A 24558-nucleotide genomic window follows, 5' to 3' on the forward strand; every position below is an offset into this window, starting at 1 on the left:
CGGGGTTTTTTATTGCCTGTAACATGGCGATTAACGCCTGGAGATTTGGTCGAAAATTCCGTCTGTCGCAAAATGGTCTTTCTGCGCCTCAGCCCAGGTACCTGCAACCTGATCAATGGTGAACAGTTTCAGTTTCGGGAATTCAGCCGCGAATTTCTTCTCCACTTCCGGATCACGCGGACGGTAATAATTTTCTGCCGCGATAGTCTGGCCTTCCGGCGAGTACAGGTATTTCAGGTAAGCATCCGCCACTGTACGGGTATCACGCTTATCCACGACTTTATCAACCACAGAAACCGTTGGCTCCGCCAGAATCGATTCGCTTGGCGTGACGATTTCGAACTTATCTTTGCCGACTTCTTTTGTTGCCAGCAACGCTTCGTTTTCCCAGGCAATCAGCACATCACCGATACCACGTTCAACGAAAGTATTCGTTGCGCCACGTGCACCGGAGTCCAGCACTTCGACGTTTTTATACAATGCTTTCACGAAATCCTGAGCCTTCGCTTTGTCATTGTTGTTGTGATGCAACGCGTAACCCCAGGCTGCCAGATAGTTCCAGCGTGCGCCGCCAGACGTTTTAGGGTTCGGCGTAATCACCGATACACCCGGTTTGATCAAATCATTCCAGTCATGAATTTGTTTCGGGTTGCCTTTGCGCACCAGGAACACAATGGTGGACGTGTAAGGCGCAGAGTTGTCCGGCAGGCGGGTGATCCAGTTTTTATCGATACGGCCGCGTTCTGCAATAGCATCAACGTCATAAGCCAGCGCCAGTGTTACCACATCCGCTTCAATGCCATTAATTACTGACGTAGCCTGTTTGCCTGAGCCACCATGCGACTGGCGTACGGTGACGGTATCACCGGTTTTGCCCTGCCAGTATTTACTGAATGCCTTGTTATATTGTTCATAGAATTCGCGGGTTGGATCGTATGACACGTTCAGAATCTGAATATCTTTGGCAATTGCTCCGGTTGCCACCAACAGCAATCCCAAACCTGCAGCCCATTTACGCATCGTACTCTCCCGAAATAGTTTCTATGGATTTCATTTATTTGTTCGTTAAAGAGAGCGTGCCAGATAAAAACGAAACACATAAAGAATAAAAGGTTTTTTTCTATTACTTTATGGAATAAACAAAAAGAGTGGCGAAAAAAAACCTCCCGCAAAGGAGGTTCTTTTAAACACGCAATAAGCTGAATCAGAAAAGTTTTTTCGCCGTGTCGTACCAGTCTTCTTTAAATTTGCTTTTCTTGTTCTCTGGCGCGATACAAATCGAGATGAGTTCGTGAACCATTTTCTCGTTTTCAACACCCACGCAGAAACCGCCCTGAGAATAGTCACGATCTTCTTCCAGCAACAGGTCAACAGCATACGCACCCATGCGGGAAGCCAGGATACGGTCATAAGCGACAGGTGCGCCGCCACGCTGAATATGACCTAATACCGTGCCACGCGTTTCACGACAGGTTTCTTTCTCGATGTATTTAGCCAGTTCTTCAATGTCATCTAACTTCTCGGTGATGGCAACGATGGCATGTTTTTTGCCTTTCGCGATACCGGCTTTGATTTCAGCAACCAGATCATCACGTTTGAATTCAACTTCAGGGATAGCGATAAATTCGCAACCCCCGGCAATCGCTGCTGCTAAGGTCAAATCACCGCAATAACGGCCCATCACCTCAACAATAGAGATACGCTGGTGTGAAGAGGAGGTATCACGTAAACGGTCAATGGCTTCAACCACTGTGCCCAGCGCCGTGAAGAAACCGATAGTGTAGTCAGTGCCCGCAACGTCGTTATCGATTGTGCCTGGCAGGCCGATGCAACGGATGCCACCTTCTTTGGTCAGCAGGTCTGCACCGGCATATGAACCGTCACCGCCGATAACCACAAGGCCATCGATACCACGGTCTTTCATATTCTGCAGCGCAACTTTACGCATTTCTGGATCACGGAATTCCGGGAAACGTGCTGAACCCAGGAAAGTACCGCCACGGTTGATCATATCGGAGACGCTGTAGCGATCCAGTTTGCGCATGCGGTTTTCATACATGCCGAGGTAGCCATCTTCAATACCGTAGACTTCCAAATCTGCAGATAAAGCGGCGCGGACAACGCCACGGATCGCAGCATTCATGCCTGGGGCATCGCCACCACTTGTCAGTACACCAATTTTTTTGATCATGACTACCTCTGAACTTGTAGATGCAATTTCTTAAGAATCTTGAGCCAGCCTGTTGGGCGAATTTTTTTTATGCAGCCAAAAGGGCTTATTAGCGTTTGAGCCTATAGTATAACAAAACACCGGTGCTGAATTGATTCAAGTCAGCAAGAATACGCATACACCGCTCGGTACATCGCAATTTACTGATTCATACGGCTTTTACAAGATATTTCCAGTTCGTTACGATCACATTTCCACCTTGTTAATTTCCTGTTCTGCAAATCCAACCCAAATTGAGGACAAAAAAAACCCCACCTTTCGATGGGGGAAGACAGGGATGGTGTCTATGGCAAGGAAAAACAGGGATCTTACTCGGTCGTGCTGGTACTACTCGTCTTCTGGGCAGAAGAGGGCTGTAATCCAGATAACTGCATTTGCATCTGTTTCATGCGCTGCTCATGTTTCTGGTTCAATACATCTTTTTGCTCAGGGGTCAGCAGATTAAACATCTGGTTGCGGATGCGGGCCATTTCGACCTGACGATCCACCTGCTCCTGAGCCATTAATTCAGCTTGTGCTCGCACGGCGGCCTGATCAAACTTTTCGGCGGTAACCAGCCTGTGCATCGTTTCTATCTGTTCTACATTTACATGGGGTAGATCTTTACGAGCCTGGTGCATCAGGTCACGCATTTGCTGGCGCTGTTGCTCAGTAAGATTTACACCATCAAACATGGTGTTGCGTTCCTGAGGCTTATCCAACATCGTGCTATCATGTTCTGCTGGCATCGCCGACACTGGTTTCGCACCATCTGCTAAAACGACACCTGAACTCAGCGTCAGAAGCGTGGCCAAACCGAATGAAGCTGCCTTAAACATCACATACTCCTAAAGTCTTTATCGCTTCATCGCGAATCATTGAAAAGCAGTCTAAACCTGCTGCTGCAAACAAGCGTCAGTGCTTGTAAAAGTACGTAAAGTCATGGAATAGCGGCAATTGATGACGTATTTTGCGTCTAGAGGTAAATACAATGAATAAAATTTTGTTAGTTGATGACGACCGTGAACTGACTTCACTTTTGAAAGAATTGCTCGAAATGGAAGGCTTTAATGTTGTAGTGGCTTACGACGGTGAGCAGGCATTAGAGAAAATCGATAATACCATCGATCTTCTGTTACTTGACGTGATGATGCCGAAGAAAAACGGCATTGAAACCCTTAAAGAATTACGCCAGCGCCATCAGACGCCAGTGATTATGTTAACTGCTCGTGGCAGTGAATTAGACCGTGTCCTCGGCCTCGAACTGGGTGCCGATGACTATCTGCCAAAACCGTTTAACGACCGTGAGCTTGTGGCACGTATCCGGGCCATGTTGCGGCGTTCTAACTGGAGCGAACAGCAGCAAACCAATGAGAACAACGGTTCACCGACGCTTGAAGTCGATGGCTTACAACTGAACCCCGGCCGTCAGGAAGCCAGCTTTAACGGTGAAGCGCTGGATTTAACCGGCACTGAATTCACCCTGTTGTACTTACTGGCAAAACATCTCGGACAGGTCGTTTCCCGCGAACATCTGAGTCAGGAAGTGCTGGGTAAACGTCTGACGCCGTTTGACCGTGCTATTGATATGCACATCTCCAATTTACGCCGTAAATTACCCGATCGTCAGGACGGACATCCATGGTTTAAAACCCTGCGTGGACGCGGTTATCTGATGGTTTCTGCTTCATGATAAACAGTCTTACGGCACGTATTTTTGCCATTTTCTGGTTCACATTAGCCTTAGTGCTGATGCTGGTATTAATGGTGCCGAAACTCGATTCACGCCAGATTACGCCGTTGCTTGATAACGAGCAGCGGCAAGGCCTGATGATTGAACAACACGTTGAAGCTGAACTGGCGACCGATCCTGCCAATGACCTGATGTGGTGGCGCCGGTTGTTCCGTGCCATCGACAAATGGGCACCGCCGGGTCAACGCTTGTTGCTGGTGACCAGCGAAGGGCGCGTTATTGGCGCTCAGCGCAATGAAATGCAGATCGTACGTAACTTTATCGGCCAGTCGGATAACTCAGATCGTCCAAAGAAGAAAAAATATGGTCGCGTCGAAATGGTGGGGCCTTTCTCCGTTCGTGATGGCGAAGACAACTACCAGCTTTACCTGATGCGCCCCGCCAGCAGTTCTCAGTCTGATTTTATCAACCTGATGTTCGACCGTCCGCTATTGCTGCTAATCGTCACCATGCTGATCAGCGCCCCGCTGTTGCTCTGGCTGGCGTGGAGCCTGGCAAAACCTGCACGTAAGCTGAAAAACGCCGCAGACGACGTTGCACGCGGCAATCTCAAGCAGCATCCGGAACTCGAAGCCGGACCGCAGGAATTCCTTGCGACAGGTGCCAGTTTCAACCAGATGGTCAGCGCACTCGAACGAATGGTAACAGCACAGCAACGGCTGATTTCGGATATCTCACACGAGCTACGTACCCCACTGACGCGCCTGCAACTGGCCACCGCGTTGATGAGACGTCGTCATGGTGAGGGTAAAGAGCTGCAACGTATCGAAAATGAGGCTCAGCGCCTTGATGGCATGATCAATGACCTGCTGGTGTTATCACGCAGCCAGCATAAAAATGAATTATCGCGCGAAACCCTGAAGGCCAGCGAATTGTGGGCGGGTGTGATTGATGATGCACAGTTTGAAGCCGAACAGATGGGTAAAAACCTTGAGGTCACGTCGCCACCTGGCCCGTGGAAACTGATCGGTAATGCTGCGGCTCTCGACAGTGCGCTGGAAAACATCGTCCGTAACGCCCTGCGTTATTCGCATCATCACATTGTCCTGAACTTCGCCCACGACAGTGAAGGGATCACCATCACCGTTGATGACGATGGCCCTGGTGTGAGTGAAGAAGATCGTGAACAGATTTTCCGTCCGTTCTACCGCACTGATGAAGCGCGTGATCGGGAATCCGGCGGCACCGGCCTTGGGCTGGCGATCGTGGATACCGCGGTTCAGCAGCACAGAGGCAAGGTAAAAGCCGAAGACAGCCCGCTGGGCGGCCTTCGTTTGATTATCTGGCTGCCGCTGCACCAGCGTTAAGATTCTGCTATTCTGCGTCCCTCTATCAGGGGGACGCATGCTTAACATTGTTTTATTTGAACCAGAAATCCCGCCCAACACCGGCAACATTATCCGCCTGTGTGCCAACACCGGATGTCAGCTTCACCTCATCGAACCTTTGGGCTTTGGCTGGGACGATAAACGTCTGCGCCGTGCCGGGCTCGATTACCATGAATTCGCCCATATAAAGCATCACGCTAATTATGACGCTTTCCTCAGCAGCGAAAATCCACAACGTCTTTTTGCCCTGACAACCAAAGGCACGCCAGCGCACAGCGCCGTGAGCTATCAGGATAATGATTTCCTGCTGTTTGGCCCCGAAACTCGCGGCTTACCGGCGTCTATTCTGGATAATCTGCCCGCACAGCAGAAAATTCGCATTCCTATGCGCGCAGAAAGTCGCAGCATGAACTTGTCGAATGCTGTTTCTGTGGTGGTTTATGAAGCCTGGCGTCAACTGGGATATCCGGGCGCATTGCTGAAAGAATAGCGGAATGGAAGTGAAGAAGATGGCATGCAGATTCATGCCATCTGAAAAACCGTCAGATACCGTCGCCGAATTCAAAACCCTGCGCAATACCGTTGAAATGCTGATCCATATCCATGGAAGGACGCTCGCTTTCCGGACGCCCGACAATTCGCGCCGGAACGCCTGCAGCCGTGGTGTGCGGAGGAACGGATTGCAACACGACTGAGCCCGCACCGATTTTCGCACCAGCACCCACTTCAATATTGCCGAGGATTTTCGCACCGGCACCAATCATGACGCCTTCACGGATTTTAGGGTGGCGGTCACCGCAGGTTTTTCCTGTACCACCAAGCGTCACAGATTGCAGAATCGATACGTCATTCTCAACCACGGCCGTTTCACCGATGACAATCCCGGTGGCGTGGTCAAACATGATGCCGCAGCCAATACGCGCCGCCGGGTGAATATCTACGCCGAATGACACTGAAATCTGATTTTGGAAATAAATCGCCAGCGCTTTACGATCCTGCTTCCACAGCCAGTTACCGATACGGTATGCCTGCAGCGCGTGGAATCCTTTCAGATAGAGTAACGGGGTGGAATATTTGTCGACTGCCGCATCACGCTGATGCACAGCCAGAATGTCACGGGCAGCAGAGAGGATCATTTGTTCGTCGTTGCGATAGGCTTCTTCGACAACTTCACGGATCGCCATCGCAGGCATAATCGGATTGCCCAACTTGTTGGCCAGAATGTAGCTCAACGCGCCGCCCAGCGTTTCATGTTTTAGCAACGTCGCATGGAAAAAACTGGCCAGCATCGGTTCACACTCAGCCAGCGCTCTCGCCTCTGATTTAATGTTATTCCAGACCAGTTCTAATTCTTCTAGCGACATCACTTTTCCTTACGACTTTGCAAGTTCGGGTAATAAAAAGCCGCCCTGTCGGGAATACCAACAAGGTGGCTATTCTGCAGATGCCTTTCAGTGGCTGTGTTTTTCATCCTTGCTCGCACGGGCAAGCAAACTGATCGCCGCTTCACGCGCATCTTTACCGCAGTACAAGACCTGGTAAATCTGTTCAGTGATTGGCATTTCAACGTTATTACGCTGCGCCAGAGCCCGTACTTCTTTCGTATTGCGATAGCCTTCAACAACCTGACCGATGGTGTCCTGAGCAGTCTGAACATCCTTGCCTTGCCCCAGCATAATGCCAAAGCGACGGTTACGGGACTGGTTATCTGTGCAGGTTAACACCAAATCACCCAAGCCTGCCATGCCCATAAATGTGGCCGGATCAGCGCCTAAAGCGGAACCCAGGCGGGTCATTTCAGCCAGACCACGGGTAATCAGCGCGGTTCTTGCATTAGCCCCAAAGCCGATACCATCGGACATTCCGGCACCAATCGCGATAACGTTTTTAATCGCACCGCCCAACTGAACCCCGATAAAATCGGGATTGCTGTAAACACGGAAGCTTTTGCCACAGTGCAGCAATTGCTGCAGATCTTCGGCAAAACTGGCATCAGTGGCGGCCAGTGAGATTGCCGTTGGCATACCTGCCGCCAGTTCTTTGGCGAATGTCGGCCCGGAAACCACCGCTAACGGAATGGCATCACCGAGTTCTTCGCGTGCGACATCCTGCAACAGACGGCCGGTTTCTGCTTCCAGCCCTTTCGTCGCCCATACCACACGCGCATCAGGGCGCAAATGGGGTTTCAGCTGACGCAAAACGTCACCAAATACATGGCTGGGTACCACAACCAGCACATTACGGCTGGCCGCTAACGCGACAGACAGATTGGTTTCGAGCAACAGATTATCGGGGAACGGAACATCAGGAAGGAATTCCTGATTACAACGGGCACGTTGTAATGCGTTGATGTGGTCGGGATTATGTCCCCACAGCACAACGGGATGGCCATTTCTGGCAAGAGTAATCGCTAAAGCGGTGCCGTACGAGCCGGCACCGATCACTGTCATTGACGCATTGACGGTTTTCATCAGGCATCCTGATGCGGTTCAGCACCTTCGCCTTCAGCTTGCTGTTGCAGATAGTTCATGAACAGAGCGTCAAAGTTAACAGGTGCAAGGTTTAGTTGCGGGAAGGTACCGCGGGAAACCAGGCTGGTGATGCACTCACGGGCATACGGGAACAGAATGTTCGGGCAATATGCACCCAGGCAGTGCGCCATCTGGTTGCCATCAATACCGGAGATAGTGAAGATACCACCCTGCTGAACTTCGCACAGGAACGCAGTTTCGTCGCCCAGTGAAGAAGTTACCGTCACACGCAAGACGACTTCATATACGCCTTCAGCCAGCTGGCTGGAAGCGGTATCAAGATCCAGTTTAACTTCTGGCTGCCAGTCTTGCTGGAAAACCTGAGGCGCATTTGGCGCTTCAAAAGAGATGTCTTTGGTGTAGATACGTTGGATCTGGAAAGCCATCTCGGTGTTATTTTGTTCTGACATGTGAGTAGTACCCTCGGGTTAATAGTCCTTTTAAACACTTAATGAAAAACAGCCGCCGCCTTTATTAACCCAGCATTGGGTCAAGGCCACCGCGTGCATCAAGTGCATGTAAATCATCACAACCGCCGACATGCTGCCCGTCGATAAAGATCTGAGGAACGGTTGAACGACCGCTGCGGGCGATCATTTTTTCACGTTTATCTGCATCGCCGTCGATAGCGATTTCATCGAATGAAGCTCCTTTGCTATTAAGCAGAGCTTTCGCACGATGGCAATAAGGGCAGGTTGCCTTGGTGTAGATTTCAATTTTTGCCATGGGTTCCACCTCAGAGTCGTAAAATTGAGTGCCGTAGCAGTTGGCTTAATGTCTTATTTACCGCGCACTAAAGGCAGGTTTTCACTGCTCCAGCCGCTGATACCTTCTTTGAGTGTAAACACACGCTCAAAACCAGCAGCAATAAGGCCTTCAGCCGCAGTGCGGGAAGTTTGTCCTGTGGCACAAACCACGATAACAGGCTGTGCTTTATGTTTGGTCAGCTCACCCAGGTTGTTGTTCTTGATGTCAGCAGACAACACATTCTGTGATTCAGCGATGTGGCCTTTGCGGAATTCTTCACGCGCGCGAACATCGACAACGATGGCATCTTCTTTGTTAATCAGGCGGGTTGCTTCGCCACGGGTGATCTCTTTCACTTTAGAAAAACGTGTTTTAAAGGTGGTCACAATTACTGCAATCAGTAACGCAACCCACGCCAGGCTGAGAACCGGATGCGCACTGATGAATGGCATAATATCTTGCATGGGGTGTAGCAACTCCCGTCAGTTGGGGGAAAATTCAAGGCTTCAGAGTATACCTGCGCGTCGGAGCAAATACAGCCAGTAAGCGCGGGTGAATGCCACAATCTGCGGCACATCCTGGAAAATTAACACGGCTTTATGCCGAAAGTTAACCCTCACCCCGCCTCATCTTTGATCTCCTCGGGCTATTCACACACGGCGCTGGGGTAAAATCAGCCCGCCTGAGTGCATTTAGCCGCGCCTGTTCATGCCGTTGCAACTGGCGAGCCTATTGAGCATTTCATCTTTTAAACTGAGGTCAATTGACATGTCGAGCAACAAAAAACCGATGGTTCTGGTGATTCTGGATGGCTACGGGCATCGTGAAGAACAACAAGATAACGCAATTCTGAATGCCAAAACCCCCGTCATGGATAATCTGTGGGCCACTCACCCGCATACCCTTATCGCCGCATCCGGGCTGGACGTCGGTCTGCCTGATGGTCAGATGGGAAACTCCGAAGTAGGCCATGTCAATTTAGGTGCCGGCCGCATCGTGTATCAGGATCTCACCCGTCTGGACAAAGAAATTAAAGAAGGCGACTTCTTTAATAATAGCGTACTGACTGGCGCTGTTGATCGCGCAATCGCCGCAGGCAAAGCGGTTCACATTATGGGACTGTTGTCTGCGGGCGGCGTTCATAGCCACGAAGACCACATCATGGCGATGGTCGAACTGGCGCAACGCCGTGGCGCGAAAGCCATTTATCTGCATGCCTTCCTGGATGGTCGCGATACACCACCACGCAGCGCTGAAGCGGCGCTGAAACGCTTCTCAGAGAAATTCGCACAAATCGGTACGGGTCGTATTGCGTCAATCGTGGGCCGTTATTACGCCATGGATCGCGATAACCGCTGGGATCGCGTGCAACTGGCCTATGATTTGATGTCACAGGCAAAAGGCGCATTTACTGCCGATAATGCACTGGCTGGCCTGCAGGCCGCTTATGCCCGTGATGAAAATGATGAATTCGTGAAGCCAACCGTATTGCAGGCAGCAGGCGAAGAATCCGCAGCCATCAATGACGGCGATGCATTGATCTTCATGAACTTCCGCGCAGACCGGGCCCGCGAAATCACCCGCGCCTTTATCAGTCCGGACTTCGATGGTTTTGCCCGCGAAAAAGTCATCAACTTCGGCGATTTCATCATGCTGACCGAATATGCTGCAGACATCAACGCAGCCTGCGCCTATCCACCGGCATCACTGAAAAACACGCTGGGTGAATGGCTGATGGCGCACGGCAAAACGCAGTTGCGTATCTCTGAAACCGAGAAGTATGCCCATGTCACCTTCTTCTTTAACGGGGGCATGGAAGATTCGTTTGAAGGCGAAGACCGTATTCTGGTGAAATCACCAAACGTGGCGACTTATGACCTGCAACCGGAAATGAGCTCTGCTGAACTGACGGAAAAGCTGCTCGGCGCAATCAGCAGTGGTAAGTACGACACCATCATTTGTAACTATCCGAATGGCGACATGGTCGGTCATACCGGCGTTTACGACGCAGCAGTGAGTGCCGTTGAAGCACTCGATAAATGTGTTGCTCAGGTTGTGGACGCAGTGAAAGCCGTGGGTGGTCAGTTGCTGATTACCGCCGACCACGGTAATGCAGAACAAATGCGTGACCCGGCGACCGGTCAGGCACACACTGCACACACCAGCCTGCCGGTTCCGCTGATTTATATCGGCGGAAATGCACAAGCGGTTGAAGGCGGTAAATTATCTGATATCGCGCCAACTATGCTTTCACTGATGGGCATGGAAATTCCGCCGGAAATGAGCGGCAAGCCGCTGTTTATCGCGCGTTAATTTCTGTTAAAAACCGTCAAAAAAGGCGTACTGACACCCGTTGGTACGCCTTTTTTGTTTGTGCATCAGCGGGTTGATTAGTGTTACGATACGAAAAGGGACAGCCATATTGTCTATCATCCACGGTCGACAAGCGGAAAAAAGTTTGAGCAAATTCAATCATTTCAGCCTGATGAGAACCCGCCTTTCCGCTCAGGACAAGGCCGTATCTGCCTTCCCATCTCCAGCCTTACTACTTTGCGTTTCCCTGCTGTCTCTTTCTGTGAGTGTGCATGCTGACGACAATAAAGATCAGCTCAAAACCATTCAGCAAAACATCGCGGAAAAAGAGAAAAGCGTAAAACAGCAGAAACAGCAACGAGGCACGTTATTGCAGCAATTGCAGGCGCAGGAAAAAACCATCGCCTCAGCCAGCAGTCAGTTACGCAGCACTCAGTCAACCCTCGCCACGTTGGGAAAAGACATTTCCGGGCTGAATGCGTCCATTGATAAATTGCAAAAACAGCAAAAGACGCAGGAAGCTATTCTGGCAAAGCAGCTCGATGCCGCATTCCGGATCGGGCAGCATAAAGGCCTGCAATTACTGCTGAGCAGCGAAGAGAGCGCTCGCAGCGAGAGGATCCTGGCTTATTTTGGTTATCTGAATGAAGCGCGACAGAAAACCATTGAGGATCTGAAACAGACCCGAGCCACGCTGGCTGAACAGCGTGTTTCTTTGCAATCGAAACAAACCCAGCAAAAAAGCCTGCTGAGTGAACAACAAACCCAGCAGCAGAAACTCGAACAGGCTCGTGCCGCCCGTAAGCAAACGCTCACGGCACTGGAGTCTTCATTGCAAAAAGATGAACAGAGCCTGACCGAACTGCGCGCTAACGAATCCAGCCTGCAAAACAAAATTGCCGCTGCCGAACGTGCTGCCAAAGCACGCGCAGAAAAAGAAGCGCGTGAAGCTGCGGCAGTCAGAGCGAAAGAACAGCAGGCGAAGAAATCCGGTTCCACCTACAAACCGACCCAAAGCGAGCAATCTCTGATGGCCCGTACCGGCGGTCTGGGCAGACCATCAGGTCAAAATATGTGGCCTGTTAATGGTTCGTTGATACATCGCTTCGGCGAACAACTGCAGGGTGAACTACGCTGGAAAGGGATTGTGATCTCAGCAAGAGAAGGCAGTGATGTCCGGGCGATTGCTGACGGACGCGTCATTCTGGCGGACTGGTTACAGGGATACGGTTTGGTTGTGGTTATCGATCATGGCAAAGGCGATATGAGCCTGTACGGTTACAACCAGGATGCACTGGTCAGCGTAGGCGACCAGGTCAGAACGGGCCAGGCCATTGCTAAAGTTGGGAACAGCGGCGGACAAGGCCAGCCATCGCTGTATTTTGAAATTCGTCGTCAGGGCCAGGCCGTTAATCCACAGCCGTGGTTGGGAAGATAGCATTGCGATATAACAAGTCCGTTTTAGCTGCCCTTTGTGGTACTGCGTTTTTTGCTTGTCAGGTTCAGGCAGCGAAATTATCCATCCTGATCGATGACTTTGGTTATCGCCAGCATGAGGAAAACCAGGTACTTCAGATGCCAAAAGCGGTATCCGTCGCGATTTTCCCCAACGCACCCGATTCACAGATGATGATGAACAAGGCTCACCAGCAGGGGCGTGAAATTCTGATCCATCTGCCGATGGCGCCACTTAGTAAGCAACCGCTGGAAAAAGACACGCTGACCCCCTCCATGAGCGCCGCAGAAGTGAAACGTATTGTCGATCAGGCGATCAGCAATATCCCTTACGCGATTGGCATCAATAACCATATGGGTAGTGCTATGACCTCCAGCCTGACCGGGATGGAAAATGTCATGCAGGCAATGAATGTCCACAACCTGTTTTTCCTCGACAGCATGACCATTGGTAACACCCAGTCAGTCAAAGCGGCTCAGGGCACCCGGGTGAAAGTCATTAAGCGCAATGTCTTTTTAGATGATGTGCAGAATGAAGCGGAAATCCGCCGTCAGTTTGAACGCGCAATTCAGCTCGCACGCAAGAATGGATATGCCATCGCGATAGGACACCCGCATCCGACGACAGTGAAAGTACTGCAGCAAATGTTGCCGAATCTACCTTCCGATATCGTTCTGGTCAGGCCAAGTGATCTGCTGAACGAACCCCAGCGCAGCATACCCGCCGGTAAGGTCACGATTGCGCCCGTAAAATCATCACGTAAAGGCATCAGCGTCTGCCACCTCAGGCAACCTCTCCCGCAGATTTATGCCGACAGCATGTTTAAAATTCTCGGGGAAAGCCTGAAATCTTCACCCGCTGCGGCATTTGTTGAACGGCAGTATTCTGTGATAACAACTTTTACTAAAAAGTAGAAATCGCACTCATTGGCGGTTTCCTGATTATATTGGTGGTACGCATATATTTGGCATCACCAACTAACTTATTGATATCAATTGATTTCATAGCCAAACTAAAAAGTAGAGCTTCTGGGTTTTGCCTCATATAATGGGCGCTGTATATTTTTTTGACCGGACTGAGCAAGGGCGCTAACCGATGGGACAAGATCGATCTAAAATTCTGCTACTGGATAGTGGCAAGGAATGGGGAGGCGGGACTAACAGCATGTTAGAACTGCTGAAAAGAATCGATCGTGAAAAATATGAAATCAGCTGCTGCTTTTACAACGATTACGCCCGGGACAACGGCGAAACTATCAGTCAGATTTTAAACTCACTGAATGTACCGGTATTTTTTATTCCGCAGGTTAAGCAACCTGCCTGGGCGAAAATAGCTAAAGAAGTATTAAGAACGCTGTTTTTCTTTAGCAGTAATTTGCGTCAGAAAGCCATTTACTCTATCGACAAAATCTGGCGTATTAATCCCAATATCCGCAAAATTCACTCCCTGCTTGAACTCGGTCAGTTTGACATTCTCTATATGAATAATCAGCCCAGCTCTAACGTCGAAGGCTATTATTCTACTGCCGGTTTACCCACAGAAATCGTACAGCATTGTCGCATTGAACCGGTGCTCAACCGGGAGGTTGTGCGCATCGTTAACCGGTTCTGCCACAGCATTATCTCTGTTTCTCAAGGCGTTCAGGAACAGCTGCTCAAACGTGGTGTACGCAAAGAGTTATGTTTTACCGTTTTTAATGGCATTGATATTCATCAGCCATTGCCCGAAGGCACAAAAATCCGGGAAGAATTAGCCGCCGACAACGACACGTTCATCTTTGGCAGTATAGGTTCTCTGATTAACCGCAAAGCTCATCACTTCACATTACTGGCACTAGACAAATTTAATCGCGCATTTCCGGAAGCTAAATGGAAAATGGTGTTTGTGGGTGAAGGCCCGAATTTACGCCGTCTCATTCAGCAAACTTCGGCTCTGAATATGATGGATAAAGTGGTATTTACAGGCTTCCAGAGCAATGCGCTGGAATATCTGTCCGCGTTTGATGCCTTTATATTAGGCTCAAAAAGTGAAGGGCTTCCGCGGGTCGTGTTGGAATCCATGCTGCTGAAAACGCCGGTGATTGGTTCGAATGTCACCGGTACAGCCGAACTGATTAAAAATGCAGAAACCGGCATGTTATTTGAGTATGGCGATATTGATATGCTCTTTAATCATATGAAAACACTGTATCTCAATGCCCATCTGAGAAATGAAATTGCAGAGCAGGCAAATCTGACTGTTCGCGAAAAATTTGCAATTGAAAAATATGTCTCAGGCGTTGAAACCGTTTTAAGCAGTGTGAAAAAGAAACAAGGCTGAATATGTTCAAATTTCTAAATCCAAAATATCGTCACATTCTTTCACGCCATAATTTGCCGTATGACGGGACCGTCATGGCAGGAAAACCAAAGAACAGCGTGACGTCTGTGGTGATCCCTTCCGCGGGGGCTGACTATATTGAAGAAGCTTGTCTGTGTGCAGAGTTTGCCGATAAATTTGCGACCGCATTACAGGAAATCGTGATTGTTACCGATCAGGCTGCCAGCCAGTTTCGCCCGTTACCGGAGAAAGTCCGGATCGTCACGCTTCACCCTGAAACCAAATCCGGTGATTATCGTTATAAACAAATTTATCTCAGCCGCCTGATCAAACTGATGGCGCCTTTGCAGGCCAGAACTGACGGTATTTTGATGATCGATTCCGATCTTAATTTGCTTAAAATGCCGGAAATTCAGTTACATGAAAATCATATTTATTCAAGTTTCCGTCAGGGCAAGATGATTGCCAAACTGGACGGTTGTGATCCTGAGATCATCCCGGCGTATTACAAAAACAGCGTGCGTCCTTATATTGTCGATCACGTGAACGGCGCTTTTTTAGCCGCCACGCGTAAAACCTGGGAGCGTTTGTGCCCGCTGTGGATTATGTTTTTCATCGATACATGGAACATTCTGCCAGACAACCAGCCCCCGACAGATCAACTGCCTCTGGCGGCCATGCTGGATACGCTGGACATCAAAAGCGTCAATCTGGGCGACTGGATGAACTGGCCGGTATCGAAAAAAATTGGCGGCACACCGTCGGTTATCCCTAAAGAAGTGATCGGCGCTCATGGCGGCTTCCCGCTGACAGAATGGCAAAAGTATCTGGCTTCACCGGATAATGAACTGTTATTCAAAGGTCAGGATTACACCCGTAAAGTGCGTTATCTGACGGATGACGAGAAACAAATGGCCGGTCCTGCGGCGTAAAGACTGCGCCCGCTATCAGCAAAAGCCCGCTATTTTCAGCGGGCTTTTGCATTTTCAGAGCGCCAGATTACCAGTTAAGTATCACTTTGCCGGAATGCCCGGAGCGCATCGCATCAAACCCTTTCTGGAATTCATCAATCGGAAAATGGTGCGTAATCAGAGGTGTAAGATCTAATCCTGACTGGATCAGGGCGGCCATTTTGTACCAGGTTTCGAACATTTCCCTTCCGTAAATCCCTTTAATAAACAGTCCTTTGAAAATCACCTGATTCCAGTCGATTGCCATCTCGGTCGATGGAATGCCCAGCATCGCAATCCGGCCGCCATGATTCATGGCGTTAAGCATGCTGCGAAATGCCGCAGGTGCACCTGACATTTCCAGCCCGACGTCAAACCCTTCCGTCATGCCCAGCTCATCCATCACATTCTGCAAGCTTTGCTGGCTGACATTCACCGCCCGCGTCACACCCATTTTGCGCGCGAGTTCCAGACGGTATTCGTTCATATCCGTGATCACCACATGGCGGGCACCAACATGTTTGCAGATGGCTGCCGCCATGATGCCAATCGGCCCGGCACCGCTGATCAGAACATCCTCGCCGACCAGATCAAACGACAATGCGGTATGCACAGCATTACCAAAGGGATCAAAAATGGCAGCCAGATCATCAGAAATATTGTCTGGGATTTTAAACGCATTAAAAGCAGGTAATACCAGATACTCAGCAAAAGCGCCCGGACGGTTTACCCCCACGCCCTGTGCGTTGCGGCACAAATGCGTACGTCCTCCCCGGCAATTACGGCAGTGTCCGCAGGTAATATGCCCCTCGCCCGACACCCGGTCACCGATACTGAAACCTTTAACTTCCTGCCCGATGCCCACCACTTCGCCGACATATTCGTGTCCGACCACCATTGGTACGGGAATGGTTTTTTGTGACCATTCGTCCCAGTTGTAGATGTGCACATCGGTTCCGCAAATGGCGGTTTTACGGATTTTGATCAGCAAATCGTTGTGCCCTAATTCCGGCACGGCCACATCCGTCATCCAGATGCCTTCTTCACGTTTGAGTTTTGCTAAAGCTTTCATCGACATTCCTCAGGCGATCACGCCAAGTTTTTTGCCAATACGGGTGAAGGCTTCAACGGCCTTTTCGATTTGTTCCGTGCTGTGCGCTGCTGACATTTGAGTACGGATGCGCGCCTGCCCCTGAGGCACCACCGGGTAAAAGAAGCCGGTGACGTAAATCCCTTCCTGCTGCAAAAGCGACGCAAACTCCTGAGCCAGACGAGCCTCGCCAAGCATCACCGGGATAATGGCGTGATCAGCCCCCGCCAGCGTGAAACCCGCGGCGGTCATTTTCTCGCGGAACAATTTTGAATTGCTGAGCAAACGCTCACGCAGTTCGCTGCCTTCTTCGAGCATGGAAAGCACTTTCAGGGAGGCAGAAACAATCGACGGTGCCAGGGAATTAGAGAAGAGATATGGCCGCGAACGCTGACGCAACCAGTCGATCACTTCCTGACGCGCAGCGGTATAACCGCCGGAAGCCCCGCCCAGCGCTTTGCCAAGCGTGCCAGTGATGATGTCCACGCGCCCCATCACATCGCAATATTCGTGCGTTCCCCGCCCTTCGGCACCGACAAAACCTACCGCATGGGAATCATCGACCATCACCAGCGCGTCGAACCGTTCGGCCAGGTCGCACACGCCCTTCAGGTTGGCTATCACGCCATCCATTGAAAATACGCCGTCAGTTGCCACCAGAATATGACGGGCACCCTCATCTTTTGCCTGCTGCAAACGGGTTTCCAGTTCAGACATATCGTTGTTGGCATACCGATAGCGTTTCGCTTTGCATAAGCGAACACCATCGATTATTGAGGCATGATTCAGCGCATCCGAAATGATGGCGTCTTCTTCACCCAGCAGTGTTTCAAATAACCCACCGTTGGCATCAAAGCAGGAGGAATAGAGGATCGCATCGTCCATACCGAGAAAGTCAGCCAGACGATGTTCAAGTTCTTTGTGCGTATCTTGTGTGCCGCAGATAAAGCGGACCGAAGCCATGCCGAAACCGTGGCTGTCGAGACCGGCTTTTGCAGCACGGATCAGTTCGGGATGATTCGCCAGGCCAAGGTAGTTGTTGGCGCAAAAATTGATGACCGGACGGCCGCCAGCGACGGAGACTTCAGCCTGCTGGGGCGTGGTGAGAATGCGTTCTTCTTTAAACAGCCCTTCAACCCGGGCCTGCTCCAGCTGATCTTCCAGCTGGCGATAAAACGAAACAGACATACAGTATTCTCCTGAAATGACTCATTCACGGAATACCTTACTAATCTGCATATAAAATAACGATGGAAGTGCTCACAATATCTTTGTTTTGCAGCATAGTTCACGCCTTACGCTCTGAAACATAAGAATCCCTGTTATCGGACACCTTCCCAATGTGAGCTTCATAATGAAGTGTTATGATATTACCCAATATACAGGCTGTGCATGGTGCGCAGTTCTTCAAATGATTAAAGGTGAATCCCATGATAATCGTCACTGGCGGCGCTGGTTTTATCGGCAGCAATATTATTAAATCGCTCAATGATATGGGATACCGCGATATTCTGGTGGTGGATAATCTGAAAGATGGCACCAAGTTCGTCAATCTGGTGGATCTGGATATTGCGGATTATTGCGACAAAGAAGATTTTATCGCCAGCATCGTGGCCGGCGACGATCTGGGTGATATCGACGCCATTTTCCACGAAGGCGCATGCTCTTCCACTACCGAGTGGGACGGCAAGTACATGATGGATAACAACTATCAGTACTCTAAAGATGTCCTGCATTATTGTTTAGATCGTAGCATTCCCTTCCTTTATGCGTCTTCCGCAGCCACTTATGGTAGCCAGAGCACCAGCTTTGTTGAAGAGCGTAAATACGAGCAACCGCTGAACGTCTATGGTTACTCTAAGTTCCTGTTTGACCAGTATGTTCGCGAAATTCTGCCGCACGCTGAATCTCAAATTTGTGGTTTCCGTTATTTCAACGTTTACGGACCGCGTGAAGGCCATAAAGGCAGCATGGCGAGCGTAGCGTTCCATCTGAATAATCAGATCAAGGCCGGGGAGAACCCAAAACTGTTCTCGGGCAGCGAAGGCTTCAAACGCGATTTTATCTACGTGGGTGATGTGGCAGCCGTGAACCTGTGGTTCTGGCAAAACGGTGTTTCGGGCATTTTTAACTGCGGTACCGGACGTTCGGAATCCTTCCAGGCCGTGGCAGATGCTGTCGTGGCATACCACAAGTCTGGCGATATCGAATACATTCCATTCCCGGAAAAACTCAAAGGCCGTTACCAGTCCTTCACACAGGCCGACATGACGGCCCTGCGTAACGCCGGTTACGACAAACCGTTCAAAACGGTTGCCGAAGGTGTTACGGAATACATGAGCTGGCTTAACCGCACAGTTTAAGCCCTGCACATTGAGGAATGGATTAACGGTATGAAAATACTGGTAATTGGGCCGTCATGGGTCGGTGACATGATGATGTCACAAAGTCTTTATCGCACCCTGAAAGCTGCGCACCCCGACGCTCAAATTGACGTGATGGCACCTGCATGGTGCCGTCCTTTACTTGATCGCATGCCGGAAGTACATCAGGCGCTGGCCATGCCGCTGGGCCACGGTGCGCTGGAATTGGGCGAACGTCGTCGTCTGGGTATTTCATTGCGCAATGAGAAATATCAGCGTGCATTCGTTCTGCCTAACTCGTTTAAATCGGCGCTGGTTCCTTTCTTTGCCCGTATTCCGCAACGCACCGGCTGGCGTGGCGAAATGCGCTATGGTCTGCTCAATGATTTGCGGGTGCTGGATAAACCCGCTTTTCCACTGATGGTTCAGCGTTATGCTGCTCTGGGCTACGATGCCCGGCAAATCAAAACTGCCGCTGATCTTCCACAACCCATTCTCTGGCCTAAATTAGAGGTCGGCGACGCTGAAGTCACCGCGGTTAAAACCTCATTCTCTGTGGATAACACCCGGCCGCTGATTGGTTTCTGCCCTGGCGCAGAGTTTGGTCCGGCAAAGCGCTGGCCTCATTATCACTACGCGGTGTTGGCTGAAAAACTGATCAGCGAAGGCTATCAGGTGGTGCTCTTTGGCTCTGCAAAAGATAACGCAGCAGGTGAACAAATCCGCCTGGCACTGACAGAAAACGCACAACCTTTCTGTCTCAATCTGGCGGGGAAAACCTCATTGGATCAGGCGGTGGTGATGATTGCCGCCTGTCATGCGGTCGTCAGTAATGATTCAGGCCTGATGCACGTTGCCGCCGCGCTGGATAAACCGCTGATAGCACTTTACGGGCCCAGCAGCCCGGGCTTCACACCGCCCCTCAGCCATCAGGCAAAAGTTATACGTCTGATCACTGGCTACCATAAAGTCCGTAAAGGCGATGCTGAAGAAGGCTATCACCAAAGTTTAATTGATATTCAACCCGGACAAGTTTATCAGGAACTCACCCAGTTGCTGAGCGCAAGGAAGGAGCTTTAATGCGGGTTCTCATCGTCAAAACGTCGTCCATGGGCGACGTTCTGCATACCCTTCCGGCGTTGACGGATGCTATGCAGGCCATTGCCGGGATCCGCTTTGACTGGGTCGTGGAAGAAGGATTTAGCCAGATCCCCGGCTGGCATCCTGCCGTTGATCGCGTGATACCTGTCGCCATCCGCCGCTGGCGTAAAAACTGGTTCGGCTCTGAAACCCGTCAGCAACGCTGCGACTTCAAACGCGAAGTTCAGTCTCAAACCTATGATGCGATCATTGATGCTCAGGGTCTGATTAAAAGCGCGGCACTGATCACCCGTGTCGCCAAAGGTGAAAAACACGGTCAGGATTGTAAAAGTGCCCGTGAACCATTCGCCAGCTGGTTCTACAATCAGCGTCATGAAATCGATAAAAAGCAGCACGCGGTAGAGCGTACCCGGGAATTGTTTGCGAAAAGCCTGGGCTATGAAAAGCCATCAGGCCAGGGAGATTATGCTATTGCAGCACGTTTCCTCTCCCATCTTCCTGCCGACGCGGGCCGGTATCTGGTGTTTCTTCATGCCACCACCCGCGCCGATAAACATTGGCCGGAAGAACACTGGCGTGAGCTGATCAGCATGTTCGGCGGGCAAGATATCCGCATCAAACTTCCGTGGGGGGCAGACCATGAACATCAGCGCGCATTGCGTCTGGCAGAAGGTTTCCCTTATGTCGAGGTGTTGCCCAAGTTGAGTCTGGAAAAAGTTGCTGAGGTTTTAGCCGGTGCGAAAGCGGTCATTTCTGTTGATACGGGGCTGAGCCATCTGACTGCCGCGCTGGATCGTCCAAATATCACGCTTTACGGACCGACCGATCCGGGATTGATTGGCGGGTATGGAAAGAATCAGTTTATCCTCAAAGCCGAGAACAATTCACTGGAAAACTTATCAGCCAAAACCGTCTTTGAGCGTCTGAGTGATCTGACCGCTGCGAAAGAGGAAGTGAACTGACCATGAGCTACGTGATTATTTTCATCTTGCTGTGGCCGTTCAAAATGCTGATGAAGCCTTTTCATCAGGGCAAAGGACGAAATCTGGTCATACAAACCGCCAAAATTGGTGATTTCGTCAATATCACGCCTTTACTGAAGCATTTAAAAAAATCAGATGTCTTGATCAGTAAAACGGTTTTGCCTTTGGCTGCACACGATTCGACGATCGATTCTATTTATCTCATTGAAGATTACAAAAAATCTTTAGTCAGTAAAATTGGTCTCGCCTTTCGCCTGCTCAACCGCTACGACAATATTTATCTGCTGCAACCTAACAGCGTTAACGGCTTCTATGCCGCCTTCTGTAATGCGAAGCATAAAGCCTTTCTGATCGCTTATACCCGCAAGTGGTATCACGGAATTTTTTATCAGACGGCCGACGTTGTTCGTTTGCATCAGAAAACCGATTTTACGCTGGAAAGTTATCTTAAGCTGGCAGACCCCAGCCTCAGTGCAGAAAGCTATACTAAACATGCCACCCTTCCCTTGTGGATACCTGAAAAAACCTTGCCGGAGCTGGCGGCAAGCAAGCAGGTCAAAATTGGTATCAGCATTTCGGCAGGCAATAAAGCTAAAACAATTCCGACAGCGGTATGGATTAAAATCCTTAATACCCTGGCTGGCCTTCCTTGTCAGTTTTATGTTTTTGGCCCGGAGAATGAGCAGAAATACCTTGATCAGTTGCTGGAAAAACTCAGTGCTCGCGAAAACATCATTAACCTGATCGGTAAGCTAAAATTGCATGAAGTCCCACATGCCATTTCTCAGATGGATATGTATATCGCCTCAGATTCTGGAAACGTGTATATCGCAGATGCGGTGAATATCCCAGTGGTATGTTTAGCGGGTCCTTGTGACTTAACCGAGCAGCATCCAACCTATGCGCCACTCATCCTGACGCCTGAAGATAAAAAACTCGCGCCTGAATCTTTTATTTTCTCAGCACCTTATCAATTCCGGCACAGTGCTGAAGAACTTTTTTCACTCAGTGATGCTCAACTGGAGAAAATACGTTCATTTGTTATAAGCAAAACAAGTCAGGTACAACACTATGTCTGACCATGAATATATGAGCTATCTCGAGCATAAAGAAGAGCTCGTGAATAATTTAGGGGATTCATCACTCCCTGTGGTCCATATCGCATTCGGAATAAATAATGCCTATGCCCGTGGTATGGGGGTCACTGTCTTTTCTGTTCTGAAAAACAATCCTGACTTAGCTTTTCATATTCATATATTTGGCAGTGCGCTCGATGAAATATCAAAATCCCGGCTGCTTGAGCTGGCGGCAAATCATCCGCTGGCCATCACCTGTTACGTTTTTAAAGAATCTGCGTTCACTGCTTTACCGCTGATGGGGCGCTATCCTCAGGCTATTTATTATCGGTTATTCACTCCCTACATCCTTTCTGGCGTCACATCAAAATTACTCTACCTTGACGCGGACACATTATGTTTAGGCAGTTATAAAGAACTGAGCGAGATGGATATCAGCCCTTATACGCTGGCAGCCGTCAATGATACGCAACGGGCAAGAAATAAACTTTGTTCACAGTTAAGTCTGACAAAGGGAAATTATTTCAACTCAGGATTCTTATACATCAATATCCCTCAATGGCTTGAGAAAAATACAACTAAGCGGATCATCCGGACACTTAGCCTTCAGGAAAGTGAATTTAAATTCCCTGACCAGGACGCACTTAATATTGTCCTGGAACAGGAAGTTCTGCTGCTTCCTAAAAGATATAATTTTGTGTGTGACATCATTTTAAATAAAGTGGGAAAGAGAGTTGATATCCCGAAAGATACCATCCTGATTCATTATACGGGTAAATGTAAACCCTGGCACCTTTGGGGAATGGGAGAACTGGCCGATATTTATGATCAATATTATGCGCAATCCCCATGGCACGCAGTCCCACATGACGTGCCGGTTTCCTATAAAGAGATGAAACGCTATGCCCAGGCACTCTGGCATAAGGGTCGCTACCTGACCAGCTTGCGCTGGATGACCAAATATATGAATAATAAGATTTTCAGGAAAAGCTCTTTATGAAAAGTAATCTGATGGCACAGATAAAAAAATCGTCTTTTGACGATAAACTTGCATCTTTACTATTCTTATTGATTACCATTTCCATTTCTTTCTTTATGTACTCTGGTGAAATAACCCGGAATTTCTTTTATATCGCAACGTATATTGCTGTCCTGTATTTCATCTACGTCACCCTGCGTGTTGATAAGAAAATTAAATTCTACCCGGTTGCCTGCACAATTCTACTTCTGGGTATCAGCAAGTTGCTTTGGGTTATGCTCACCGTAAACCATCAATATCCGCTCATTGCCTATCATTACCAAATTAGCGGTAAGAGACTCATATTAGCTTCATTTATTCTGTATGCCATTGAACATAACATTCACAAATGGAAAATCCCTGCACTGACAGTGCGCACGGGGATAGCTATTATGACGATTCTTTTTATCGTTATATCCGTCATACGAATCATTGTTTATTTAAAGACAGGCGAAAGAATGAAAATAAATTCTGACGCTCCGACTTCCGGCGCCTATACATTTACTATTTTTTCTTTGCTGGTGATGTACAGTCTTAAATATCATGCGTTAAAGCATTACAGGCTCATTTGTCTGATTGTGATGACGCTAACTTTTGCGGTTCTCGCTGCCACAGAAACCCGCTCTGCAATAATACTCTTTATACTTATTAGTGCAGGCAGCATTATTTACGATTTCACCAAAAGCTCGCATACGTCTAAAATCATCTACGGTTTTGCCATTGCGGTCTTAATTATTGCCGCCGTGACTTCTGGTCATCCTTATTACAATAAAGTCCTCACCCGCTTCGATAATCTCCAAAACGAGGTTACCTCTTACAATGACGGGGAGCGTAATACTTCAGTCGGTGCGCGTTTCTCAATGTGGCGAGCCGGAGTGGATGCTTTCAAACATCACCCGTTTGGTCAGTCCGCCGACAGCCGCAATGCACTTGCCACCACGTTCATCGATGAGCATGAAGGCGGAAACCCGGAAGCGTTACGCAATCTTCAGTTCCATTTGCACAATGATATTATCGATACAATGTCATTACAGGGAATTTTAGGCGCATTGATTATGGTACTTTTCTTCGCCGTATTATTGCTCTATCCCTTCAGGCTGGTGCCCAAAGGTTACGAATTTTTATTACTGTCGGTCCCGGTAATTTACTTCAGCATGGGTGATACCCAGTTTTACAATCGCGAATCACCGTATTTTATTGTGCTGGTATTTGCCTACCTGATGATGCTCAGGATGAGGCCACATCCCGCGATAGAAAAACAATGATTTTTTCCGGGCTGTGAAACTTACACCGGCCCGGTTGATTGCCCTCCTTATCAGTG

Annotated in this window: 24 protein-coding genes; 14 read left to right on the forward strand and 10 right to left on the reverse strand. The window is 49.3% G+C overall.

Annotated features, from left to right (window positions below):
* Positions 1–30: 30 nt before the first annotated feature.
* The 3 genes from UC14_RS05210 to cpxP all read right to left on the reverse strand — a co-directional run bounded on the left by UC14_RS05210 (position 31) and on the right by cpxP (position 3048).
* The gene (locus UC14_RS05210; RefSeq protein ID WP_112197345.1) at positions 31–1020 is read right to left on the reverse strand and encodes a sulfate ABC transporter substrate-binding protein; all 990 of its coding nucleotides are present in this window, start codon (positions 1018–1020) and stop codon (positions 31–33) included.
* Between the two features lie 184 nt (positions 1021–1204).
* Positions 1205–2191 carry a 6-phosphofructokinase gene (pfkA, locus tag UC14_RS05215; protein ID WP_013577595.1) on the reverse strand — a complete coding sequence of 329 codons (987 nt, stop codon included), beginning with the start codon at positions 2189–2191 and terminating at the stop codon, positions 1205–1207.
* Between the two features lie 347 nt (positions 2192–2538).
* Positions 2539–3048, reverse strand: coding sequence for a cell-envelope stress modulator CpxP (cpxP, locus tag UC14_RS05220; protein WP_013577596.1), 510 nt, complete (start codon positions 3046–3048; stop codon positions 2539–2541).
* Positions 3049–3200: 152 nt separating this feature from the next.
* Here cpxP and cpxR point away from each other — a divergent pair, with 152 nt between their 5' ends.
* The 3 genes from cpxR to trmL are packed head-to-tail and all read left to right on the forward strand — an operon-like array spanning position 3201 to position 5780.
* Positions 3201–3902: an envelope stress response regulator transcription factor CpxR gene (cpxR, locus tag UC14_RS05225; protein WP_013577597.1), complete on the forward strand. Its 702-nt coding sequence runs from the start codon at positions 3201–3203 to the stop codon at positions 3900–3902.
* Positions 3899–5269 carry an envelope stress sensor histidine kinase CpxA gene (gene cpxA / locus UC14_RS05230; RefSeq protein WP_013577598.1) on the forward strand — a complete coding sequence of 457 codons (1371 nt, stop codon included), beginning with the start codon at positions 3899–3901 and terminating at the stop codon, positions 5267–5269. The genes cpxR and cpxA overlap by 4 nt, the downstream gene beginning before the upstream one ends.
* A gap of 37 nt (positions 5270–5306) precedes the next feature.
* Positions 5307–5780 (forward strand): tRNA (uridine(34)/cytosine(34)/5-carboxymethylaminomethyluridine(34)-2'-O)-methyltransferase TrmL, encoded by a 474-nt coding sequence (trmL, locus tag UC14_RS05235; protein ID WP_013577599.1) that lies wholly within the window; start codon positions 5307–5309, stop codon positions 5778–5780.
* A 52-nt stretch (positions 5781–5832) separates the two neighbouring features.
* On the opposite strand, the gene cysE is transcribed toward trmL, so the two are convergent.
* The 5 genes from cysE to UC14_RS05260 form a co-directional block, all read right to left on the reverse strand.
* A complete protein-coding gene (gene cysE, locus UC14_RS05240) occupies positions 5833–6654 on the reverse strand; it encodes a serine O-acetyltransferase (protein WP_013577600.1) in 822 nt (273 codons plus the stop codon).
* 87 nt (positions 6655–6741) lie between these two features.
* Positions 6742–7761 carry an NAD(P)H-dependent glycerol-3-phosphate dehydrogenase gene (gpsA, locus tag UC14_RS05245; protein ID WP_013577601.1) on the reverse strand — a complete coding sequence of 340 codons (1020 nt, stop codon included), beginning with the start codon at positions 7759–7761 and terminating at the stop codon, positions 6742–6744.
* Positions 7761–8231: a protein-export chaperone SecB gene (gene secB, locus UC14_RS05250; RefSeq protein WP_013577602.1), complete on the reverse strand. Its 471-nt coding sequence runs from the start codon at positions 8229–8231 to the stop codon at positions 7761–7763. The genes gpsA and secB overlap by 1 nt, the downstream gene beginning before the upstream one ends.
* Before the next feature lie 64 nt (positions 8232–8295).
* Positions 8296–8547, reverse strand: coding sequence for a glutaredoxin 3 (gene grxC / locus UC14_RS05255; protein ID WP_013577603.1), 252 nt, complete (start codon positions 8545–8547; stop codon positions 8296–8298).
* A gap of 53 nt (positions 8548–8600) precedes the next feature.
* The gene (locus UC14_RS05260) at positions 8601–9032 is read right to left on the reverse strand and encodes a rhodanese-like domain-containing protein (protein ID WP_013577604.1); all 432 of its coding nucleotides are present in this window, start codon (positions 9030–9032) and stop codon (positions 8601–8603) included.
* 304 nt (positions 9033–9336) lie between these two features.
* On the opposite strand from UC14_RS05260, the gene gpmM reads away from it, so the two are divergent.
* The 5 genes from gpmM to UC14_RS05285 all read left to right on the forward strand — a co-directional run bounded on the left by gpmM (position 9337) and on the right by UC14_RS05285 (position 15588).
* Positions 9337–10881 (forward strand): 2,3-bisphosphoglycerate-independent phosphoglycerate mutase, encoded by a 1545-nt coding sequence (gpmM, locus tag UC14_RS05265; protein ID WP_037035330.1) that lies wholly within the window; start codon positions 9337–9339, stop codon positions 10879–10881.
* A 145-nt stretch (positions 10882–11026) separates the two neighbouring features.
* Positions 11027–12319: a murein hydrolase activator EnvC gene (envC, locus tag UC14_RS05270; protein ID WP_015690600.1), complete on the forward strand. Its 1293-nt coding sequence runs from the start codon at positions 11027–11029 to the stop codon at positions 12317–12319.
* Positions 12320–12321: 2 nt separating this feature from the next.
* Positions 12322–13251 carry a divergent polysaccharide deacetylase family protein gene (locus tag UC14_RS05275; RefSeq protein ID WP_112197346.1) on the forward strand — a complete coding sequence of 310 codons (930 nt, stop codon included), beginning with the start codon at positions 12322–12324 and terminating at the stop codon, positions 13249–13251.
* 181 nt (positions 13252–13432) lie between these two features.
* Complete coding sequence (locus UC14_RS05280) at positions 13433–14656, forward strand: glycosyltransferase (protein WP_013577608.1); 1224 nt, start codon at positions 13433–13435, stop codon at positions 14654–14656.
* Between the two features lie 2 nt (positions 14657–14658).
* Entirely contained in the window at positions 14659–15588 is a 930-nt protein-coding gene (locus UC14_RS05285; protein WP_013577609.1) for a hypothetical protein, read from the forward strand.
* A 67-nt stretch (positions 15589–15655) separates the two neighbouring features.
* On the opposite strand, the gene tdh is transcribed toward UC14_RS05285, so the two are convergent.
* Complete coding sequence (gene tdh, locus UC14_RS05290) at positions 15656–16678, reverse strand: L-threonine 3-dehydrogenase (RefSeq protein WP_013577610.1); 1023 nt, start codon at positions 16676–16678, stop codon at positions 15656–15658.
* 9 nt (positions 16679–16687) lie between these two features.
* On the reverse strand, positions 16688–17884 hold the full coding sequence (kbl, locus tag UC14_RS05295) for a glycine C-acetyltransferase (RefSeq protein WP_013577611.1): 1197 nt from the start codon (positions 17882–17884) through the stop codon (positions 16688–16690).
* Between the two features lie 242 nt (positions 17885–18126).
* Here kbl and rfaD point away from each other — a divergent pair, with 242 nt between their 5' ends.
* The 6 genes from rfaD to UC14_RS05325 are packed head-to-tail and all read left to right on the forward strand — an operon-like array spanning position 18127 to position 24502.
* Entirely contained in the window at positions 18127–19059 is a 933-nt protein-coding gene (rfaD, locus tag UC14_RS05300; RefSeq protein WP_013577612.1) for an ADP-glyceromanno-heptose 6-epimerase, read from the forward strand.
* Between the two features lie 30 nt (positions 19060–19089).
* Positions 19090–20139 carry an ADP-heptose--LPS heptosyltransferase RfaF gene (rfaF, locus tag UC14_RS05305; protein WP_112197347.1) on the forward strand — a complete coding sequence of 350 codons (1050 nt, stop codon included), beginning with the start codon at positions 19090–19092 and terminating at the stop codon, positions 20137–20139.
* A complete protein-coding gene (rfaC, locus tag UC14_RS05310; RefSeq protein WP_112197348.1) occupies positions 20139–21122 on the forward strand; it encodes a lipopolysaccharide heptosyltransferase RfaC in 984 nt (327 codons plus the stop codon). Before rfaF ends, rfaC begins: the two co-directional genes overlap by 1 nt.
* A 2-nt stretch (positions 21123–21124) precedes the next feature.
* On the forward strand, positions 21125–22222 hold the full coding sequence (locus tag UC14_RS05315; RefSeq protein WP_037035340.1) for a glycosyltransferase family 9 protein: 1098 nt from the start codon (positions 21125–21127) through the stop codon (positions 22220–22222).
* A complete protein-coding gene (locus UC14_RS05320; RefSeq protein WP_112197349.1) occupies positions 22215–23219 on the forward strand; it encodes a glycosyltransferase family 8 protein in 1005 nt (334 codons plus the stop codon). The genes UC14_RS05315 and UC14_RS05320 overlap by 8 nt, the downstream gene beginning before the upstream one ends.
* The gene (locus UC14_RS05325; RefSeq protein ID WP_112197350.1) at positions 23216–24502 is read left to right on the forward strand and encodes an O-antigen ligase; all 1287 of its coding nucleotides are present in this window, start codon (positions 23216–23218) and stop codon (positions 24500–24502) included. The genes UC14_RS05320 and UC14_RS05325 overlap by 4 nt, the downstream gene beginning before the upstream one ends.
* Positions 24503–24558: the final 56 nt, after the last annotated feature.

The organism is Rahnella sp. NRRL B-41462 (assembly GCF_003263525.1).
In the GTDB taxonomy this organism is placed as follows: Bacteria; Pseudomonadota; Gammaproteobacteria; order Enterobacterales; family Enterobacteriaceae; genus Rahnella; species Rahnella aceris.

Bases quoted from the DNA above. Each gene is read 5' to 3' on its own strand.
- UC14_RS05210 (WP_112197345.1), bottom strand. From the start codon at position 1,020: ATGCGTAAATGGGCTGCAGGTTTGGGATTGCTGTTGGTGGCAACCGGA.
- pfkA (WP_013577595.1), bottom strand. From the start codon at position 2,191: ATGATCAAAAAAATTGGTGTACTGACAAGTGGTGGCGATGCCCCAGGC.
- cpxP (WP_013577596.1), bottom strand. From the start codon at position 3,048: ATGTTTAAGGCAGCTTCATTCGGTTTGGCCACGCTTCTGACGCTGAGT.
- cpxR (WP_013577597.1), top strand. From the start codon at position 3,201: ATGAATAAAATTTTGTTAGTTGATGACGACCGTGAACTGACTTCACTT.
- cpxA (WP_013577598.1), top strand. From the start codon at position 3,899: ATGATAAACAGTCTTACGGCACGTATTTTTGCCATTTTCTGGTTCACA.
- trmL (WP_013577599.1), top strand. From the start codon at position 5,307: ATGCTTAACATTGTTTTATTTGAACCAGAAATCCCGCCCAACACCGGC.
- cysE (WP_013577600.1), bottom strand. From the start codon at position 6,654: ATGTCGCTAGAAGAATTAGAACTGGTCTGGAATAACATTAAATCAGAG.
- gpsA (WP_013577601.1), bottom strand. From the start codon at position 7,761: ATGAAAACCGTCAATGCGTCAATGACAGTGATCGGTGCCGGCTCGTAC.
- secB (WP_013577602.1), bottom strand. From the start codon at position 8,231: ATGTCAGAACAAAATAACACCGAGATGGCTTTCCAGATCCAACGTATC.
- grxC (WP_013577603.1), bottom strand. From the start codon at position 8,547: ATGGCAAAAATTGAAATCTACACCAAGGCAACCTGCCCTTATTGCCAT.
- UC14_RS05260 (WP_013577604.1), bottom strand. From the start codon at position 9,032: ATGCAAGATATTATGCCATTCATCAGTGCGCATCCGGTTCTCAGCCTG.
- gpmM (WP_037035330.1), top strand. From the start codon at position 9,337: ATGTCGAGCAACAAAAAACCGATGGTTCTGGTGATTCTGGATGGCTAC.
- UC14_RS05280 (WP_013577608.1), top strand. From the start codon at position 13,433: ATGGGACAAGATCGATCTAAAATTCTGCTACTGGATAGTGGCAAGGAA.
- UC14_RS05285 (WP_013577609.1), top strand. From the start codon at position 14,659: ATGTTCAAATTTCTAAATCCAAAATATCGTCACATTCTTTCACGCCAT.
- tdh (WP_013577610.1), bottom strand. From the start codon at position 16,678: ATGAAAGCTTTAGCAAAACTCAAACGTGAAGAAGGCATCTGGATGACG.
- kbl (WP_013577611.1), bottom strand. From the start codon at position 17,884: ATGTCTGTTTCGTTTTATCGCCAGCTGGAAGATCAGCTGGAGCAGGCC.
- rfaD (WP_013577612.1), top strand. From the start codon at position 18,127: ATGATAATCGTCACTGGCGGCGCTGGTTTTATCGGCAGCAATATTATT.
- rfaF (WP_112197347.1), top strand. From the start codon at position 19,090: ATGAAAATACTGGTAATTGGGCCGTCATGGGTCGGTGACATGATGATG.
- rfaC (WP_112197348.1), top strand. From the start codon at position 20,139: ATGCGGGTTCTCATCGTCAAAACGTCGTCCATGGGCGACGTTCTGCAT.
- UC14_RS05315 (WP_037035340.1), top strand. From the start codon at position 21,125: ATGAGCTACGTGATTATTTTCATCTTGCTGTGGCCGTTCAAAATGCTG.
- UC14_RS05320 (WP_112197349.1), top strand. From the start codon at position 22,215: ATGTCTGACCATGAATATATGAGCTATCTCGAGCATAAAGAAGAGCTC.
- UC14_RS05325 (WP_112197350.1), top strand. From the start codon at position 23,216: ATGAAAAGTAATCTGATGGCACAGATAAAAAAATCGTCTTTTGACGAT.